13 protein-coding genes and 6 pseudogenes are annotated in these 18673 nt (G+C 51.9%); 8 read left to right on the forward strand and 11 right to left on the reverse strand.

Annotated elements, in window-relative coordinates; genetic code table 11:
• Positions 1 to 113 precede the first annotated feature (113 nt).
• The 5 genes and pseudogenes from rpsT (at position 114) to glyA (ending at position 4512) form a co-directional block, all read left to right on the forward strand.
• Positions 114 to 374, forward strand: coding sequence for a 30S ribosomal protein S20 (gene rpsT, locus ACD630_RS24650; protein ID WP_222158249.1), 261 nt, complete (start codon positions 114 to 116; stop codon positions 372 to 374).
• Positions 375 to 756: 382 nt separating this feature from the next.
• A complete protein-coding gene (locus ACD630_RS24655; protein WP_430359616.1) occupies positions 757 to 918 on the forward strand; it encodes a hypothetical protein in 162 nt (53 codons plus the stop codon).
• A pseudogene (locus ACD630_RS24660) lies at positions 854 to 1510 on the forward strand (transposase); the annotation flags it as partial. The gene ACD630_RS24655 and the pseudogene ACD630_RS24660, both read left to right, overlap by 65 nt.
• A gap of 183 nt (positions 1511 to 1693) precedes the next feature.
• Positions 1694 to 2948: pseudogene (locus ACD630_RS24665) on the forward strand (IS256 family transposase).
• Between the two features lie 310 nt (positions 2949 to 3258).
• Positions 3259 to 4512, forward strand: coding sequence for a serine hydroxymethyltransferase (gene glyA, locus ACD630_RS24670; RefSeq protein ID WP_430360969.1), 1254 nt, complete (start codon positions 3259 to 3261; stop codon positions 4510 to 4512).
• A gap of 391 nt (positions 4513 to 4903) precedes the next feature.
• Here the strand turns inward: glyA and bioH are convergent, their stop codons facing one another.
• The 5 genes and pseudogenes from bioH to folB form a co-directional block, all read right to left on the reverse strand.
• On the reverse strand, positions 4904 to 5677 hold the full coding sequence (gene bioH / locus ACD630_RS24675; protein WP_430361279.1) for a pimeloyl-ACP methyl ester esterase BioH: 774 nt from the start codon (positions 5675 to 5677) through the stop codon (positions 4904 to 4906).
• A 142-nt stretch (positions 5678 to 5819) separates the two neighbouring features.
• Positions 5820 to 5948: a transposase gene (locus ACD630_RS24680; RefSeq protein WP_430360970.1), complete on the reverse strand. Its 129-nt coding sequence runs from the start codon at positions 5946 to 5948 to the stop codon at positions 5820 to 5822.
• 60 nt (positions 5949 to 6008) lie between these two features.
• Positions 6009 to 6908: pseudogene (locus ACD630_RS24685) on the reverse strand (IS5 family transposase).
• A pseudogene (locus ACD630_RS24690) lies at positions 6892 to 7110 on the reverse strand (transposase); the annotation flags it as partial. The pseudogenes ACD630_RS24690 and ACD630_RS24685, both read right to left, overlap by 17 nt.
• Before the next feature lie 293 nt (positions 7111 to 7403).
• Positions 7404 to 7757, reverse strand: coding sequence for a bifunctional dihydroneopterin aldolase/7,8-dihydroneopterin epimerase (folB, locus tag ACD630_RS24695; RefSeq protein WP_430360971.1), 354 nt, complete (start codon positions 7755 to 7757; stop codon positions 7404 to 7406).
• A 107-nt stretch (positions 7758 to 7864) separates the two neighbouring features.
• Between folB and plsY the strand changes: the two genes are divergently transcribed.
• Together plsY and ppa are read left to right on the forward strand one after the other, a co-directional pair.
• The gene (gene plsY, locus ACD630_RS24700; RefSeq protein ID WP_430360972.1) at positions 7865 to 8491 is read left to right on the forward strand and encodes a glycerol-3-phosphate 1-O-acyltransferase PlsY; all 627 of its coding nucleotides are present in this window, start codon (positions 7865 to 7867) and stop codon (positions 8489 to 8491) included.
• A 94-nt stretch (positions 8492 to 8585) separates the two neighbouring features.
• Positions 8586 to 9113 (forward strand): inorganic diphosphatase, encoded by a 528-nt coding sequence (gene ppa, locus ACD630_RS24705; protein WP_430360973.1) that lies wholly within the window; start codon positions 8586 to 8588, stop codon positions 9111 to 9113.
• A gap of 48 nt (positions 9114 to 9161) precedes the next feature.
• On the opposite strand, the gene ACD630_RS24710 is transcribed toward ppa, so the two are convergent.
• The 6 genes and pseudogenes from ACD630_RS24710 to tamA all read right to left on the reverse strand — a co-directional run bounded on the left by ACD630_RS24710 (position 9162) and on the right by tamA (position 17806).
• Positions 9162 to 9392 carry a hypothetical protein gene (locus tag ACD630_RS24710; protein ID WP_430359241.1) on the reverse strand — a complete coding sequence of 77 codons (231 nt, stop codon included), beginning with the start codon at positions 9390 to 9392 and terminating at the stop codon, positions 9162 to 9164.
• 1 nt (position 9393) lies between these two features.
• Entirely contained in the window at positions 9394 to 10473 is a 1080-nt protein-coding gene (locus ACD630_RS24715; protein WP_430360974.1) for a transposase, read from the reverse strand.
• An 86-nt stretch (positions 10474 to 10559) separates the two neighbouring features.
• Positions 10560 to 11655: pseudogene (locus ACD630_RS24720) on the reverse strand (siderophore-interacting protein).
• A 210-nt stretch (positions 11656 to 11865) separates the two neighbouring features.
• Positions 11866 to 12207 (reverse strand): gamma-glutamylcyclotransferase family protein, encoded by a 342-nt coding sequence (locus tag ACD630_RS24725; RefSeq protein WP_252320468.1) that lies wholly within the window; start codon positions 12205 to 12207, stop codon positions 11866 to 11868.
• Positions 12208 to 12209: 2 nt separating this feature from the next.
• Entirely contained in the window at positions 12210 to 16073 is a 3864-nt protein-coding gene (tamB, locus tag ACD630_RS24730) for an autotransporter assembly complex protein TamB (RefSeq protein ID WP_430360975.1), read from the reverse strand.
• Positions 16070 to 17806 (reverse strand): autotransporter assembly complex protein TamA, encoded by a 1737-nt coding sequence (tamA, locus tag ACD630_RS24735; protein ID WP_430360976.1) that lies wholly within the window; start codon positions 17804 to 17806, stop codon positions 16070 to 16072. The genes tamB and tamA overlap by 4 nt, the downstream gene beginning before the upstream one ends.
• Positions 17807 to 18018: 212 nt before the next feature.
• Here tamA and ACD630_RS24740 point away from each other — a divergent pair.
• Positions 18019 to 18629: pseudogene (locus ACD630_RS24740) on the forward strand (peptide-methionine (S)-S-oxide reductase).
• The last annotated feature ends 44 nt before the right edge of the window (positions 18630 to 18673 follow it).

Raw genomic sequence — 18673 nt, forward strand, 5'->3', positions numbered from 1 at the left:
GTCGGCGTACAAACGGCGCTTGTTTGCACAAATCCATTGACAAACGAAGGCTAAACGGGCATATTCCTCGGCCTTTGAATTGTCCTCGATAGAATATATTTGGGAGTTGGACCTTGGCTAATATCAAATCAGCTAAGAAACGCGCCGTACAGTCTGAGAAGCGTCGCAAGCACAACGCTAGCCGTCGTTCCATGATGCGTACTTTCATCAAGAAAGTATACGCAGCGATCGCTACTGGCGATAAAGAAGCTGCACAAAAAGCGTTTAACGACATGCAACCGATTGTGGATCGTCAGGCTAGCAAAGGTCTGATCCACAAGAACAAAGCATCTCGTCATAAATCCAACTTGGCTGCTCAGATCAACGCACTGTAATCATTGCTTGCGTAGACGTCTGTCTTCCTCGTTGTAAGAAAAAACCGGCTCTGGCCGGTTTTTTTGTTTCTGCACGTTCAAAGCACATCCCGCATGTTTCCCCTAGCGTTACCTCGCCCTTACCCTCTCCTTATGACGATTACAATCTGTAAGGCGCTTTTTTTATAGTCGAAATTAACCGCTACTTTATGCTGGCACGCATACAGCATACAGCATACAGCATACAGCATACAGCATACAGCATACAGCATACAGCATACAGCATATCAGAATTCATGAGGTTCTCTATGTTATAGCTAAACGACTTAGTTTTGATTACATTATTTAAATGAGCTATTCAATTGATTTTAGACGTAAAGTGATATAGCCAACCGACTTAAAAATGATTACAGCCAATGCCCTGATATGTGGCAAAAAAATACAGCTAATTGTTATCAAAATAATGTCGCTTGGCTATATCTACACGGGAAGAAGAAGGGTTGAGTATCCGAGAAACAGCGAAGCAATTTCGGATTGGCCCTGCCTCTGTATCGCGTTGGATTAATCAAATAGCGTCAAAAGCATCGACCACGCGTCAGCGAAAGAGCGATAAATCCGAGTTGATAAAAGATGTTGAACCATATCCAGATGCTTACCAAAAAGAACGTGCAGAGCGTTTTGGCGTTTGTCAGAAGGCCATTTGGCAAGCTCTTAAAAAGCTGGGATTGACCTATAAAAAAACTCTACGTCATCCGAAAGCCGACGAAAGCGCCCTGCAAGCATTTCAACAAAAAATACAACAGCATGAAAAAGAATGTAAACCTATTGTTTTTATTGATGAAAGTGGTTTTCCACACGATACCCCACGGACTCACGGCTATTCCCCAAAAGGTCAACGGTGTTTTGGCCTGAAGAACGGGGGAGCCAAGGGAAGAACAAATGTTATCGGCGCTTTATTAGGCACAACGCTGTTTGCTATCGGATTATTTGATATCAATATTAACAGCGATGTTTTCTATTCCTGGGTCACACAAGTCCTTATCCCAGTACTCCCTAAAAACAGGGTAATCGTGATGAACAATGCAACTTTTCACAAAAAACATAATATTCAACAAGTCATCATCGATGCAGGGTATATGGTGGAGTATTTGCCTACATATTCGCCAGATCTTAACCCCATTGAGCATAAATGGGCACAAGCAAAAAGCAAAAAAAGAGAGAGTGGTTGCGATACAGAGATTTGAGTTATGCTCATTTCTGGTGTACGGGGTTTCGGGGAGGGTAGCGTATCCTGCTGATTGATTTTGTGGATGATTTCAACAACAGAGAGATGATACCCCATGAAAAAGTCTACCCTACAGGTCTCCGCAGAACCAGATATTGCCGGTGATCCCTTGCATGAACTCATTCGTAATGGTGCCAGGCAGCTGATAGCTGCCGCCGTTGAGGTTGAGCTCGAAGCCATGCTGCAACAACATGCTGAACGCCGCCTTGACGACGGGCGTCATGCTGTCGTTCGTAACGGCTATTTGCCACAGCGAACCATACAGACGGGCGGGTATTGGGGATGTTGAAATTAAAGTGCCTAAGGTCAGGGATCGCAGCGGCAACGGAATATGCTTCAACAGCGCGTTGTTGCCGCCTTATCTGAAACGTGCAAAAAGCGTCGAAGAGTTGCTACCATGGCTGTACCTGCGAGGCATATCCACCGGTGATTTTCACGAAGCCCTGAGGGCGCTTCTCGGTGAAAAAGCTAATGGCCTCTCTGCCAGTACCATCAGCAGACTGAAACAGCAATGGCTTGAAGAGCACAGGCAATGGTGCCTGCGTGATTTAAGCGATACGCGCTACGTTTATTTCTGGGCCGATGGCATATACAGCCATGTCAGGCAAGATGATCACCTTTGCCTGCTGGTCATTATCGGCGTCACTGAGCATGGACGTAAGGAGCTGGTTGCGGTCGAAGATGCTTATCGAGAGTCAGAAGCAAACTGGGCCGAACTTCTTAATGGCCTGCGAGCACGTGGCCTAACCGTATCTCCCAAGCTGGCTACGGGAGACGGTGCCCTTGGTTTTTGGAATGCAATGGCAAAGATATTCCCGGACACGCAGCACCAACGCTGTTGGGTGCACAAAACCGCTAATGTGTTGGCTTCACTCCCCAAAGCCATGCAACCGAAAGTTAAGGCTGAGCTGCGGGAGGTTTGGCTAGCAGAGAGCCGTGATGCCGCTAATGAAGCCTTTGATGTTTTGTTGGCAAGGTTTTCAGCGAAGTATCCTTCAGCGATGAAGAAGCTGGAGAAAGTTCGAGAAGAACTGTTGGCATTCTACAACTTCCCGTCAGAGCACTGGGCGTCAATAAGAACGACAAATCCGATTGAATCGGCTTTTGCGACTGTGAGGCTACGAAGCAGAGGCGCGAAGAACGGTGGTTCGAGAGAAACAACCCTGTCAATGGTATTTAAGCTGCTCCAGTCAGCTCAGAAAAGCTGGAACCGACTAAGAGGATTTGACCTGCTGACCCTGGTTGTAAGCAACGTCCAATTTAAGGATGGAGAGCAGATTCACGAAGCATCAGAGCGGAACGTAGCCTGATCGCCATACACCAGATTCGCTAATAACTCCAGAGATTTTGTTCTCAGTCCATATGATGTAATCAAAATTAAGTCGCTTGGCTATATTGTGCCAACGGGAACACAAAATGCAGGATGCAGATGAAGAAAACTCCCTTGCCAGTACATGAAGTCATTAGGCCGCTAAGCCTTGTGCTGCTTGAAGCTAATCGTTTGCGTAAAAACCTCTGTCAAGCCCTATCATGCAAGGGGATAAACGGTTTACACTATAGGCCAATACCCGTTGCGGGCATTTTTACTGTACATATAGTTAGCTGAGTCAGGAGATGCGGATGTTAAAGCGTGAAATGAACATTGCCGATTACGACGCCGAACTGTGGCACGCGATGCAGCAAGAAGTGGTGCGTCAGGAAGGGCATATTGAACTGATAGCGTCAGAAAACTACACCAGCCCACGTGTTATGCAGGCTCAAGGGTCTCAGTTAACCAACAAATATGCGGAAGGATATCCCGGCAAACGTTACTACGGCGGCTGCGAATATGTTGACATCGTAGAGCAACTGGCGATTGACCGTGCTAAAGCCCTGTTTGGTGCTGACTACGCTAACGTGCAACCACACTCCGGTTCTCAGGCCAACTTTGCCGTGTATACCGCGCTGCTGCAACCGGGTGATACCATTCTGGGGATGAACCTGGCTCACGGCGGTCACCTGACCCACGGCTCTCCGGTTAACCTGTCTGGCAAACTGTACAAAGTGATTCCTTACGGTATCGATGAAAGCGGTAAAATCGATTACGAAGAAATGGCTGAACTGGCACAAACCCACAAACCGAAAATGATCGTAGGTGGTTTTTCTGCTTACTCAGGCGTGGTTGACTGGGAGAAAATGCGTGAAATCGCTGACAGCATTGGTGCTTATCTGTTTGTGGATATGGCACACGTTGCGGGTCTGGTCGCGGCTGACGTTTATCCTAACCCGGTTCCTCATGCGCATATCGTCACGACCACTACCCATAAAACGCTGGCTGGTCCGCGCGGCGGCCTGATTCTGGCCAAGGGCGGTGATGAAGAACTGTACAAAAAACTGAACTCTGCCGTCTTCCCTGGCGGCCAGGGCGGCCCATTGATACACGTTATCGCCGGTAAAGCGGTCGCGTTGAAAGAAGCGATGGAACCTGAGTTCAAAGTTTACCAGCAACAAGTGGCGAAGAATGCCAAGGCCATGGTTGAGGTGTTCCTGACGCGCGGTTTCAACGTGGTTTCTGGTGGCACCAGCAACCACCTGTTCCTGCTCGATCTGGTAAGCAAAAACCTGACCGGTAAAGAAGCCGATGCCGCTCTGGGTCGCGCTAATATTACCGTTAACAAAAACAGCGTGCCGAACGATCCGAAGAGCCCGTTTGTGACCTCCGGTATCCGTATCGGTACGCCAGCGGCAACCCGTCGTGGCTTCAAGGAAGTGGAAGTGCATGAGCTGGCAGGCTGGATCTGTGACGTTCTGGATAACATCAATGACGAAGCGACCATTGAACGCGTGAAACAAAAAGTCCTCGCTATTTGTGAGCGTTTCCCGGTTTATGCCTGATAGCCAGTAGCCGATAAGTTAACGCCAGCCTTCGGGCTGGCGTTTTTTTTACCGCTCTTTCTCACCATCTTCGCGTAACCCTCTGATATAGCCAAGCGACATTATTTTGATAACAATTAGCTGTATTTTTTTGCCACATATCAGGGCATTGGCTGTAATCATTTTTAAGTCGGTTGGCTATATCAACTCGGATTTATCGATCTTTCGCTGACGCGTGGTCGATGCTTTTGACGCTATTTGATTAATCCAACGCGATACAGAGGCAGGGCCAATCCGAAATTACTTCGCTGTTTCTCGGATACTCAACCCTTCTTCTTCCCGTGTAGATATCACTTTACGTCTAAAATCAATTGAATAGCTCATTTAAATAATGTAATCAAAATTAAGTCGTTTAGCTATAGACAACAGCAAACGCACAAACCGTTTCGGCGAAAGCATCAGGGTGGGAAATAAACGGTGCATGCGCCGCTTGCGCCATCACCACGGAATCACTATCAGGCCAGCGTTCATCAAGCAGGCTCGCCACTTTACGCGGTACCAACCCATCCAGCGCCCCGTAAATACGCAGCATCGGTAGCGTCAACGACGCCATCGCCTCGCGCATGTCGGTCTGGCGTAAAATATCCAAGCCCCCTTCAAGCACCTCAATGCTAGGCATCGGCTGCTCCAGCACCACACTTTTTAGCAGGCGCGCATCCTGACGCGCACTGCCTGTGCCCAGCGTTTGCAATGCCAGAAACCGTTCCGTGGTGCGCTGAAAATCTTCGCTAAGCTGCTGCTGAAAACCCTGTAACACCGTAGGTTTAATGCCGGGCCACTCCTCGTTGGCGCTGAAACAGGGGGAGGAGGCGACCGTGACCAAAGCACTGACACGCGCAGGCGCACTGAGTGCCGCCTGACTGGCAACCAGTCCGCCCAGCGACCATCCCAACCAGACAGCCTGCTCGGGTGCCTGTGCCAGCACGATATCAGCCATGTCAGCAAGTGGTAACGCTCCATATCCCACACTACGGCCATAACCGGGGATATCCACACAGTGCAGTCGAAAATGCGGAGCCAATCGCGTCGCAATACCCTGCCATACCTGCGTGTTCAGCCCCCATCCGTGCAGCAACACAAGATCGCATTTCCCTTCCCCTTCGGTGTGCCAGTAGAGCGTTGTCATCAATTATCTTCCTGCTAGTCGTTCGATATTTTGTTGCGAGGCTACTATGTTAACCATCGGCGCTAACTGCTGGCTATGCCAACAACCGCTTTACCATTACCACCACGGTATTTGCCGCTATAGCCAAGCGACTTAATTTTGATTACACTATATGGACTGAGAACAAAATCTCTGTATCGCAACCACTCTCTCTTTTTTTGCTTTTTGCTTGTGCCCATTTATGCTCAATTGGGTTAAGATTTGGCGAATATGTAGGCAAATACTCCACCATATACCGGCTTTGTTGAATAAATCAGAACTTGTAACGACTGCGCCCCATACGGGTCGATTGTTACGTGATGCGAATACTGTTCGGCATTCCTAATAGCGTGATCAGGTTAAGCGCTTTGACCATGGCCATGGCTTCACCCACCTGACCATCGTAGTCTCTCAGACTTAGATAACCACCCAGAAGCCTTTTGAACCGGAACATGGCCGTTTCAGCCACTGAGCGCCGGTGATAGCCCACTTTCTTTTTCCAGATATCGTTACTACCGCTAATGCGCTGATTTGCAACAGCGTGGTTACGCTCGTGGTAGCGATCTTGCCAATATTGCGCCCCCCTTCGTGGCGGGATAAGCGGCCTTATTTTCTTCCTCAGCAGAGCATCATAGCAGTAAACTGTATCCTAAGCGCCGTTAGCCGATGCCTCTCTGATTTTCCGGTGGGTCTGGTTTATCAGCGCCGGTAGAGCTTGGGCATCAGTCATACCACTGAGCGACAAATCCGCACAGACAATCTCATGCGTCACACTGTCTACTGCCAGGTGCAGCTTACGCCATACCCTGCGTCTGTCGGCACCATGCTGCCGGACTTTCCATTCGCCTTCGCCAAAGACCTTCAGGCCGGTTCCATCAATGACCAGATGTGAGATTTCACCACGGGTTGGCGTTTTTATGCTGATGTTCACTGTCTTTGCTCGCTTGCTGAGCAGCGAATAGTCTGGACAATGGAGCGACAATTTAATCAGTTTAAAAATCGAGTCACCAAAGCCCTGTAAAGCCCTCAATGAAAGGCCAAACACGCGTTTCATCATCAGGACTGTGGTGATGGTCATATCTGAGTAGTGGAGCGGTCGTCCACGCCGTTCAGTAGTGTTTTTTTCCGTCCATGCAGCAATGGCTGATTCATCTAGCCATACGAGCCTGTTTAAAATTTTGTGTAAATGCCTTTCCTCAGAAGTGACCGTCAAGGCGGTCACCGAACTCGATAATAAAGCAACTCATTGCCATACGCCAGTCCTGTAAGGGCATCGTCCATTTCTGTGATGCCGCCTGGATTTCCAGCCATACGACCTTCTTCACCGAGTCATCAGTCGGGAACACCTTGCGTTTCTTGATTGCATGCCGGAGCACGCTGTTCAGTGATTCTATAGCGTTCGTCGTGTAGATTATAGCCAAGCGACTTAATTTTGATTACACCATAGCCTTTGTTGAATAATAGTGAGTCATGCTGTTTTGCCAGCCAGTTTTAGTAGAAAATGCTTATAACCTCAGGTTTACAGTTTTCTTATAAGGCCTAACTGCATGATTTTGCGTTTCGAGGATCTGTCGTTTCACCGGGGGTGCAGCATAAAATATGTTTATTCAACAAAGGCTATGGTGTAATCAAAATTAAGTCGCTTGGCTATAGTTTCACTGACAAAAAAGATTCATAAAAAAAACCACATGTGCAAACCCGTACGCATTTACCGTATGCCGCGCTCGATCACTACGCCCACCTGGCGTGCCTGCGCGACTGCACCCGGTTTGCTCACTTTGATACACAGCCAAGGAATGGCAAAGCGCTGCATCAGCAATTGTGCCACTTCTTCTGCCACGCGCTCGACCAGCGCAAACGGCTGACTGGATACATGGGCAATCACCGCGTCACTGACATCGGCATAGCTGAGGCAGTCATTTACATCGTCGCTTGCGACGGCCTTGCGGTTATCCCAGCCCATTTCGATATCGAGCACCAGCTTTTGCGAAATGGTTTGTTCCCAGTCGTAAACGCCGATAGTGGCAATTACGGTAAGTTCTTCTATAAATACAATATCCATCACGTCATTCTCTGTTTTTGGCGCTGTTTGGTATCACTTCCGCCGGAATATGCGTATTATCCACGGATGGCAACTGTAAAACGACCTTTATTCAACGGAACCGCGTTATGAGTGCTACCGCGCTTGGCATGATAATTTTCGCGTATCTGTGCGGCTCCATCTCCAGTGCGATTCTGGTGTGCCGCATCGCGGGTCTGCCCGATCCACGCCAGCATGCTTCAGGAAATCCCGGCGCGACGAATGTGTTACGTATCGGAGGCAAAGCCGCCGCCGCTACCGTATTGGTGTTTGACGTGCTGAAAGGCATGTTACCGGTCTGGGGCGCTTATGCGCTTGGCGTCACACCGTTTTATCTTGGTATTACCGCGATTGCCGCCTGTTTGGGCCATATCTATCCGGTATTTTTCCGTTTTCGCGGCGGGAAAGGCGTGGCAACTGCGTTTGGTGCCATCGCGCCTGTCGGCTGGGATCTGACCGGTGTGATGACCGTTACCTGGCTGCTTACCGTACTGCTTAGCGGCTATTCCTCCCTCGGCGCCATCGTGAGTGCGCTGATCGCGCCCTTTTATGTGTGGTGGTTTAAACCACAGTTCACCTTTCCGGTAGCCATGCTCTCTTGCCTGATCCTGATGCGGCATCACGACAATATTCAACGTCTGTGGCGCGGGCAGGAAAGCAAGATTTGGAAGCGCCGTAGCAAAGAAGAAACCCCGCCAAACGATGACACTGACTAAACGCCACTGAGATTGAAAAACCGCAGCACTTTACCAATGGGTTGGCTATAATGGCCGCCACTCCATTTCTGACGTTAGAAAAAAGGAAACAGACATGAGTTTGATCAACGTCCCGGCGGGCAAATCACTGCCGGATGATATCTATGTAGTCATTGAGATCCCGGCCAACGCTGACCCCATCAAATACGAAGTCGATAAAGAAACCGGTGCCCTGTTTGTAGACCGTTTCATGGCAACGGTCATGTTCTACCCGTGCAATTACGGCTACATCAACAACACCCTGTCTCTGGACGGTGACCCGGTTGACGTACTGGTACCGACCCCTTATCCGCTGCAACCCGGTTCAGTGATCCGCTGCCGTCCGGTTGGCGTACTGAAAATGACCGACGAATCCGGTGAAGATGCTAAAGTGGTTGCCGTGCCGCATACCAAGCTGAGCAAAGAATACGATCAAATCAAGGATGTGAACAACCTGCCGGAACTGCTGCGTGGCCAAATCGCCCACTTCTTCGAGCAATACAAAGCGCTGGAAAAAGGCAAATGGGTGAAAGTAGAAGGTTGGGAAAACGTGGATGCGGCCAAAGCCGAGATCGTTGCCGCCTTCGAACGCGCGAAAAAATAAGCGTGTAGCGCACTGCGCAACGTATCTAACGGCATAGGTATCTACACATCATAAAGGGTTAAAAACCACCATAGCTAAGTGGGCAAGTTCTTCCGGGGTATAGTCTGCTAATAACGTCAAGGTATTTAGCTGGATGGATAGTCCGGCAAGCAGCGCTGGGGCGCTTTCTTTACGCCCTCGTTTTTGTTGTCGTCCGGATAATCGGCAAATTAACTGACGGGCTGCCGCATTGTCGTCTCCTTCAGCGCGTTGCAGCCGCCATACCAGCACACATGCCATGCTAGCTATCAATAACCTGCGTAGCAGGGCACCAGCGCTGAAGCCATTTTTCTACATCATGGCAGGCACCTTTCAGCAGCTTAAAAAAGGATTCAATACCCCAGCGCCAGTAATACCAGCGAGCGACTTCCGCGCTGGTGAGCTCGTTGCTAACGTTTGTGAGCAGCGTCCAGCGTCCGATAAATTTACCGTGAGTATCGGTAAGGCGAACCACAACTAATCTGAGTGTCAGAGCTACGCCTGGCTGAACTTTCACTCGCCGTCCGGTGTTCTTGTCTTTCCGCTTCGCTTTTGCTGTTCGCGTTATGATCACGGATGTTTCCCCGATCTCCATATTGGCTTTTTTCCCTTTCCAGCCAACCTGTCCGTTTGCGATAAATGGCAGATCGTCTGCAATTTCACCAATTTTACGGGTGTCACCGCCCCACTCGGCCCGATGCCCTTCCTTTCCCCGGATAAGCCAACATATTCCCTGGGAGCTTAATGTGCGCATATGCCCGATAGAGTCACCTTCACGGTCAATGAGATGAACTAACTTCTTCCCGGTATCAAGAGACTCAACGCGGGCGATATCAGCCGTCAAAGCATCCATATGAGTCAGACTCTCAGACAAGCCCTCGGTTAGCGTTGAACGACGACCCGCCCTATCGGTTAGAGTTTGAGACAGGGGCGCTATTGGTAAACCATTTGCAGCATCAAGCAGTAGGCGGGTTTGTAGTTCATAACCGACGTCGCCACCATGCGTCATTTTCAAACGTTCTTCTTTCCCATTGTGGGTACGAAACTGTAAATGAGACCAGTCGTGAACGACGAGAGCGTATGGATGCGGGCTAAGTGCAAGATGCCGGAGAGCCAGCGAAATAATCGGTTCATTGAGCTGAGTGAAGCTAATACGTTCATTATTAAAAAAACGCCAAACGGCCTGAGTAGTGGCGAATGTTGTTTTCTGCGCGCAGGCAAGGTCTTTAACGGCTGACGCCAATGGTGCTGGGGGAGTCATGTGTTGGTTAACCAGACGCTGATAACGCCGGTTAAGGCGGGCATCAATCCCGCCGATGGATAAGTTGAGATCATGCAGCAACGTAATAGCAGATATTGCAAAAGATGTGTAGATACCTATGTATCTAACGGCGGGGATCTCCTCGCCGTTTTCTTTTCAGCGCGCAGTCAAAGATCCCGCTGCAGTTCGCGGCTCCAGTAAGCCATAAACGTGATGATATAGCCAAGCGACATTATTTTGATAACAATTAGCTGTATTTTTTGCCACATATCAGGGCATTGGCTGTAATCATTTTTAAGTCGGTTGGCTATATCACGTGGCACCTGACGTTCACCGGACAAGTAGCGCCGCAGGTTTTTCACCACCGAGGATTCCGCCGCCACCCAGCCAAAAAATTGGCCGTGCGTCTGACTGGCCGACTCCCATAGCAATTCACCTTCTGCCAACTCGTGCAATTCGGTAGTCTCTGCTTCCGGGCGAATATCCGGCAAACGTACATGTGCTCGCACGCTGTGCAACAGTCGTTCACCGTAAGAAGCTCCCTGCGGCTTACACGGCAGCCAGTGCACCTCGGCAAAGGCAAACGCGCTCATATCCACACAGTCGGCCTCCAGCGGCACTTCGATAAACGCCTGCACCTGCACGGGATTCGACTGCTGCGCCAGTTGTTCCAGAATGCCCTTGATAGCAGGCAATGCAGTTTCATCGCCAATTATAGCCAACCGACTTAAAAATGATTACAACAGATACCCTGATATGCGGCAAAAAAGCATAGCTGGCTGTTATCAAAATAATGTCGGTTTGCTATAACAAGACATGGGTCATTTCCGCTGGAGGAAGCCACTCATAGCCGCCGCTATCACCTTCATCATCTCCCACGCACGGCACAACAATGCGCAATGCATCCCCCGGTTGCGCCTGTATTGCCTAGGCAGACGCTGGCCCTTCGGTGCCATGAACAACAAACTCTACCGCCATTTCACCGTTAGCCGTATCCATATCGCGTAGGGTATAGGTGCGCATCACCGGCCGCTGCGCCTTGGGCAGCGCCAGCCACTGACGGTACCACTCATCACTGTCAGGCAATTCGGGGAAAACGCCATCGGCGGGAAGCAGCAGCAGCTTGATGCGTTGATCCGGGGCATCCATTTTCATCTGACGCACTGACTCACCGGAGAACACACAGCGCATCAGGGAAGGAGTCAGGTAAGCCTTATGCGCCAGCACGACGTTAAAAATGCGGTATTTCTGTTTTTCTGCCATGACCTTTCTCATCTTATCCCGCAGGGGCGACCATAATGACCCCACATCGGGCCAAAAGGGGCGTTTACCTTAGCACTCGAGATTGATAATGAGAAGCATTATTGTTAATAAAAGGATAACAGAATGGCGTGAGAAAGGATGGTGCAAGGAAAGTGAATCGTAACCGACAGCGCGCCGGTTACGCTTTTATTTACAAACTACCCAATACCATTACTGCTCGCGCGTCAGCCAATCGCCATTGTCAATACGCGGCAACCCTGTTACCGAGTGTTGATACAGATATATCCACGCACTCCCGAGCGGGGTGTTGATTAACTCGCGCTTGTATTCGTGACCATCACGCTTTAGCGCATCGAGTTCTGTCAGGATAGATGAGCTTATGCGATAAACTTCGCAAAAAATTTCCCCCTCCCCGACTACCACCGCAGGATAATGGCCAAGGTCATACATCTCGTAACCACCGAGTTGACAATCCCCTAGCCACTGTGCGTTCGTCATCCAGTGACTGTTTCCCTGTTTGCGTCGTAAACTGCCATAAACAATAATTCGCATCGCTAAAACTCGAACTGATAGAGCACATTCAGTGCCTGATCGAGACCAGACACCGCTTCCAAATAGAGTCTTGGCATTAACCGATAACGCAACGTCAACGTTGCTAAAGAATCAAATATGCCAATGCCGTATCTGACCTGAAGGCCTGGGAGGACGTAACCGCTGACCACAACTTGAGATTCGTCGCCAGCGCCCTGTGTATCCAGAGCTAAATCACTTACGCCAAAGACCTCGCCGATTTTACCCACAACTTGACCACTTTGCACAACCCCTAACCCTACTAAGGCCGAGGTCATCATATTACTGTCTGAACCGGTGCTGTCCAGCCCTTGACCCCGCAACAGGTAAGATAATGCTTCTTGCTGCGATAATGTCGGTGTGGAAAACACCTCGATGTGCGGCGCGCTCGCCGCACCGGTGATGCGCACACCCGCCGTCACACCATCCGCCGTATTATCAGGGTTGCGCACCGCTTCGATGTTCAAATTCGGTTCGGTTGGTGGCCCGGAGAACACCAGAATCCCTTTTTGCACGATTAAATCCTGTCCGTAGGCCTTGAAACGCCCGGTAGGGATGTTGATCTGGCCGTTCAACCCCAAACCGCGCTCATCCTGCACCATTTTCAGGTCGCCTTGCAAACTGGCTCGCAGGCCAAAGGCATCAAGGCGCACATCGTCACCTACGCGAATGGTCAGGTTACTGTTGATAGGGATCGCAGCGTTGTTACGCGCTAGCGGCTGACGTTGTTCGTCCAACAGCACTTCATCCGAGGAGACATCCACCGCATTTTCCGGCATCTCTTGTACGGTAATACGCGCCCATGGCACCCTGACCGAACCATTGAGCGTGAAAAGTTGCGGCGTGGCTTCAAACTCAATATCCGGGGAAACATCAAGCCGCACCGTCGGCGGCAACGTCACCCGCACCCTATCGCCCTTCGCCGCAATACGTGCCCGCCACGCTTCCGGCTGATGCCAATCCGCATCACCGTTAAGATTAAGCTGCCCTTGCGTGGTTTTCAGGAAGCCCTGTAGCGTAGAACTCATACCATTGAAGTTTACCGCCAAACGGCCATCGGTCAGATCGACCGGCATCCAGTGACCGTCGATATCCAGCCCTTCCAGCGCCAGCTGTCCGTTCAGCTGCGGCTGACGCACATTACCACCCACACGTAACGCGCCGTTCAGCATGCCCGCCGCTTTTTCCTCCCGACTTAACACCGGATTCAGCAGCGCAAGGGAGATTTTTTCGATGGCGATATCACCGCCCAGTTGGCGTCGCCCCTGTGGGTCCGTCACCTGAATATCACCCCGGAATTGGCCATTATTGTGAATAGCGATGAGCCATCCCAGCGTCGCGCGGCCGCGATCGAAGCCCGCGTTCAACGTGAAAGTGTCAAAATCGACTGGCAGCGTCTTGCCGTTCATCTGCTGACGCAGTGCAATCTTGTTCCCGGTGAGCGCGATTTTTGCCTGTGGCAACCCACCGTTCGGTTGCCAGGCCACATCAGCACGGCCGGTAAATACGCCGCTCAGCGCAGTGTCTGCGCCCAAAAAAGGTTCCAGCATCTTCAAATCAAAACGGTTTAACACCACGCTGGCTTGTCCGCTCGGGCCAATGTCGACGGCACGCGGCACGCACAGCTCCGCATTCGGGTTTTGCCAACAGTGTGCACCGAGCGTAATGCGCGCCAGCGCTTGCTGATAATCCAGCGACATTGAGGGCGACAAACGCCATTCCCCCACCGGCGTAGTGAACTGAGTTTGATCCAGCGTACCGCGCCAACGCTGCTGTGCTCTGTCAAAGTGCCCGGTCACGGTCAGATGTCCGGTGACAGGTTCCCCTTCCACGTTCAAGCGCAGCTGATGCTGCTGCTCATTGCCTTGCGCATTCAGTGTCAGCAGAGAAACCTTCACGCCTTCCTGTTGTAATTGCTCAACACGCAACGCCATTCGCCCATTGACCTGTGTATCCGAGCGCACATCGCTTTCCAGCGTCAGGCGATTGATCGATAACCCCTGCCAGCGCAGCCCTGTGGCGTTGAGATCCGCCAATAGCTGCGGTGCGGTCTGATTACCACGCAGCCGTACCGTGCCAGCGACGCGACCCGCAAGCCCCGGCAAGGCGCCGTTTAACGCAGGGGCTTCAATGACGCCGTCCAGTTTCCATTGCTGACCTAAATCGCCTTTAACATCAAGCTGGTTACGTCCCAATGCCAGGTTAATGCCGGGAATGTGCCACTGGCCTGCGGCATTGCCGTTCAACGAGCCTTGCGCCGTCAATTTATTTTGCTTGATATTGCCGTTCAGGCGCAGTTCAGTCACCGCCACCTGCCAGTTACCACCGTACAGGCTGCCGCGCGTACTGATCTTGCCGTCAATGCGCGCAGGCCATTCCGGCCATTGCTTCGCCGTATTAATGCCATCGAGAACCAGTTCGCTGCGCCAGCTGATGGCCTTGCTCCAGTCCACCAGTGCGCGCAATTCAGTGGTGCCTTGCAACGCAGAGAGTCGTAGTGGGCTTATATCAAACTGCTGCAAATTGCCTTTGCCTTCCAACGCCAGCGTGGCGGGAGGCACAGCGCTACCGCGAATATCACCGTTGATCTTCAAGGCATAATCCGTAGCCTTACCGGTCAGACTTAACGCCAGATTATTAACCTGATACTCCGCCTCTCCCGTTAACGGCCAAGCGAGACGCTCAGACTGCACGGTCAGCGCCAACGGCAGTTCAGGCTGGGCCAACTGCGCTTTCAGGGTAAGCAACGCACGCTGCGGCCCGGATAGGTTAAGCGTGGTGTTCAGCCAGTCATGCAGGCTGCCCTCCACCGTCAGTTTGATCTTCTCGCCTTTCAACGGCGTGGTATTCACCACCCCGTTCAGAACGAAAGACAGCGGCCAGTTATCGCTCAGCGTAACCTCGCCCGCCGCATGCAAGGCACCTTGAGGTGACTGGATTGCCAGTTTTTCCAGCTGAATATGTTGTTGTTGGGTAGCGGCTTTGAGTTGCTGCGTGGTGAGGGTGATATCTTGATCGCCAGTCAGTCGCAGATGTTCACCACGCAAATCGCTGATATCTATATCAAGCGGTAGCGTGAACACGGGCAACGCCGGCAACAGCGGCTTGGCAAACAGCGCCTGTAGCTGCTCGCCCAATGCGGGCGGCATCGCCACTTTTTCCGGTGCGGGTGGCGTTGCTTCAGGTTGCGGTGCGGCAGCAGCCTGCGCCGTAGCGGTATCACCCACTTCAGAAGCGGTGACTTTGCCATCTTCGGTGGCTACCAACGTACTTTCTGCAACGGTAGATGCTGGTTTGGTTTTCGGCAGTGCCACCAGCAGCGCATTGATTTGCGTCGGCAGCAAGGTCAACGCGCGCCCTTCCCAGTGCATGCCGGTGTGCAGTTCACCCAGAGAAACCGCCGTATCGTCCAGCGTAACGCGGATATTGTTGAGTGTTAGTTGGCTAAGACGTATCGGGAACGGTGCCGTCAGTTCGCCCAACGGCGCACTGGGGGCAGGTGTCTCTTCAGGCGGCAGCATGACGCTGCTGTCGATGACGACATCAAGATCGCGTAGCCCAATATCATTGATACAAATTTGACTGCGCGTCAGGCAGCCCAGTTCCAACGCGAGGTGCAGCTCACCAGCGTTGAGCGTGATACCCGGTGTTTGATAACTGACACCGCGCAGTGTCAGATCGCGCCAACCGCCTTGCACCTCGGCGATCGCCAACCCCGGTACCCAACGCGCCGCGCCATTAAGCAGCAAATGCAACCCCGGCGTGCTAAACAGTAACCCCGCAAGCGTGATGAGCAACAACAACAAAAATGCGATGGCCCCAATGGCTATTTTCTTTATCAGGCTCATAGCTCAGGCCCCAAACCAATATAGAACTGGAGATCGTTACGTTTCTCTGAATCATTTACCGGAACGGCAAAATCGAATTTGACCGGCCCCACCGGCGAGGCCCAACGAATCCCGACCCCGGCACCGGTTTTCAGGTCGTTGATCTTGAGATCGTTTACCGCATCACCGGTATCAACAAACACCGCCCCCCACCAGCGCCCGGTAAAGTTGTACTGGTATTCCAGAGAACAGGTTAGCAATTTTGACGCACCGGTCAGCTTGCCTTCGTCATCACGCGGTGAGATAGAGCGGAACTTATAGCCGCGAATGCTGCGATCGCCCCCGGCAAAGAAGCGTAGCGACGGCGGCACGCGGGAGAAGCTATTGGTTTCAATCCAACCGACGTTGCCACGCGCGACAAAACGGTGCTTATCCTCCAACGTACGGATCCAGACGTTCTGCGCCTGTATCACCGCAAAATCGATATCCGAGCCCCAGGTGGTATCTGAGATATCCAGCGAATAGCGCTGTGAATCACCCCAAGTGGGCATAGTCCCGCCGCGCTGTCGCGTGCGATTCAGCGTCAGGCCGGGATAGAGCAGCATGGTGGTATCGGTGACACTGCCCTGAGTAAAGTGATCGAGACTCCAGCGCAGGTTGATGGAGCGCTGCCAACCGCGATTAAGCGTCCAAAAGCGAGCCACGTTGAGCATGGTGCCATCTGATTTGGTGTCATTCAGGTCTTCGCGTTTAAAACCGGCTTGCAGCAAGTAGAACTGCTCCAGCGTGCTTCTCAGCAAGGGGATTTTGTAACTGAAATCCAGCGACTGTTCCGGTGCAGAGACGCTCAGGCTGCTTTCCAGACTGTGTCCACGCTCGTTGATCCACGGCCTGCGCCACGTGGTCTGAAAGCGCGGCCCCACGTCAGTGGAGTACCCCAGCCCGGTTTCCAGTAAATTGCGAGCACGCGGTGTAACGACCGCATCCAGCGGCAGCATTTTATCGGTTTTTCTCGCCGCGAAATTGGGGGAGACTACTGCCGAGGTGAACCATCCAGTAGCAGACAAACGCCGGTTAAATTCGCCCAGATATTCGCTGGTATACTCATCGCCTCGCTTAAACGGGATCAGATTGCGCAGATAGGCTTCATCGATCTGACTCCCCTGAAAGTGCACGTCACCGAAACGGTAACGGGTGCCGCCGTCATAATCGATATCCCAGAACGCTTCCCGCGTTTCGCGGATCACGCCCAGCTGGCTTTTGTCATAGTGCGCATCGAAATACCCTTTACGCAGTGCCAAGTTATTTAATGAACGCTTAAAATCATCATAGTCGCCGTGGTTCAGCACGCTGCCTATCGCAGGCAGGCTACGGCAGCGCAGTTGGAGGAAATCGCTGTCGCTGCTCGCATCGCCGCGCAGCAGAACATCGGTGCCCGCGATTTTGACCGGCTCACCCTGCGTCACCGTCACCAACAGCAGCGGTCGTCCACCGTTTTCTGCCGGGCGGTACTCAAAATTGATTAGCGGATCGTAATACCCCAACGCCCGTAACCCGCGCCGGATCGCATCATCAACCCGAGCACGAAAGCGCCCGTCGGCGCTGACCTCATCAGGGCCGATGGTAGAGAGCCGCGCACGCACATTGCGCTGTAATTCCCCTTCTAATCCGACCACTTGCAAACGCACGCTCGCTGCATAGGACGATGAAGTTGCCAGTAGGCACACAAAAAACAAAGTGCGGTATCGTGACACACCAACTCCCCACGTTCGTTTATATTGTTCTACACAAGCGTGTGTTGAAAATCATGTCAAAAACAATCCCACTCAACATCCTCATTTACACCCACTCTAAAGTGTAATGAGTAATTTCAAAAATGCAGGTTGCGCAACACCTTAACCTTAAACGGGCTTGAACCATAAAGACAGCGTGAACTTTCTTAGTTATTCTGTTACCTATGAATAACATGGATTATCGTGGGAGTAATAACGTGGTACAACACAGTGATAAAAACCAACGTATCCGTCAATCAGAAGCGCTGCCGGGGCGAGGCACGCCGATGCCACTGGCACGCCTGAACGTTGTCAGCCAACATCCATGACTCACGTTCCTGACAACATGGACGTTGCGCTGTTCGCCATGGGCTGTTTTTGGGGCGTGGAACGCCTGTTCTGGCAGCAGGAGGGCGTATACAGTACCGCAGCAGGCTACACTGGAGGCTTTACGCCCAATCCCACCTACCGTGAAGTCTGTAGCGGGCTGACCGATCACGCTGAAGCGGTGCGCATCGTCTACGATCCGGCGCAGGGCATGCGTCAGGGTAACGATCTCGCCACGCAGTATCGCTCAGCCATCTACACGCTCACCGCAGAACAGATGACGTTGGCGAAGGCCAGTCTGGCGCGTTTCCAGCAAGCCATGCGCACCAGCGGTGATGCGCGCACCATCAGCACAGAAATCGTCCAGGCGGGCCCCTTTTATTACGCGTAAGATGAACACCAGCAATACCTGCACAAGAATCCCGGCGGCTATTGCGGATTAGCGGGCATCGGCCTGTGTTTACCGCCCAACGCCTGATAACTTGCTCATATTTTACGCCATGCTTGCCAAATGGCCCATCA

Source organism: Symbiopectobacterium sp. RP (assembly GCF_050472005.1).
In the GTDB taxonomy this organism is placed as follows: domain Bacteria; phylum Pseudomonadota; class Gammaproteobacteria; order Enterobacterales; family Enterobacteriaceae; genus Symbiopectobacterium.

Coding starts and splice junctions, on each gene's coding strand:
- ACD630_RS24655 (WP_430359616.1), top strand. CDS start 757: ATGATTACAGCCAATGCCCTGATATGTGGCAAAAAAATACAGCTAATT.
- glyA (WP_430360969.1), top strand. CDS start 3,259: ATGTTAAAGCGTGAAATGAACATTGCCGATTACGACGCCGAACTGTGG.
- bioH (WP_430361279.1), bottom strand. CDS start 5,677: ATGACAACGCTCTACTGGCACACCGAAGGGGAAGGGAAATGCGATCTT.
- ACD630_RS24680 (WP_430360970.1), bottom strand. CDS start 5,948: ATGGTGGAGTATTTGCCTACATATTCGCCAAATCTTAACCCAATTGAG.
- folB (WP_430360971.1), bottom strand. CDS start 7,757: ATGGATATTGTATTTATAGAAGAACTTACCGTAATTGCCACTATCGGC.
- plsY (WP_430360972.1), top strand. CDS start 7,865: ATGAGTGCTACCGCGCTTGGCATGATAATTTTCGCGTATCTGTGCGGC.
- ppa (WP_430360973.1), top strand. CDS start 8,586: ATGAGTTTGATCAACGTCCCGGCGGGCAAATCACTGCCGGATGATATC.
- ACD630_RS24710 (WP_430359241.1), bottom strand. CDS start 9,392: ATGGCATGTGTGCTGGTATGGCGGCTGCAACGCGCTGAAGGAGACGAC.
- ACD630_RS24725 (WP_252320468.1), bottom strand. CDS start 12,207: ATGCGAATTATTGTTTATGGCAGTTTACGACGCAAACAGGGAAACAGT.
- tamB (WP_430360975.1), bottom strand. CDS start 16,073: ATGAGCCTGATAAAGAAAATAGCCATTGGGGCCATCGCATTTTTGTTG.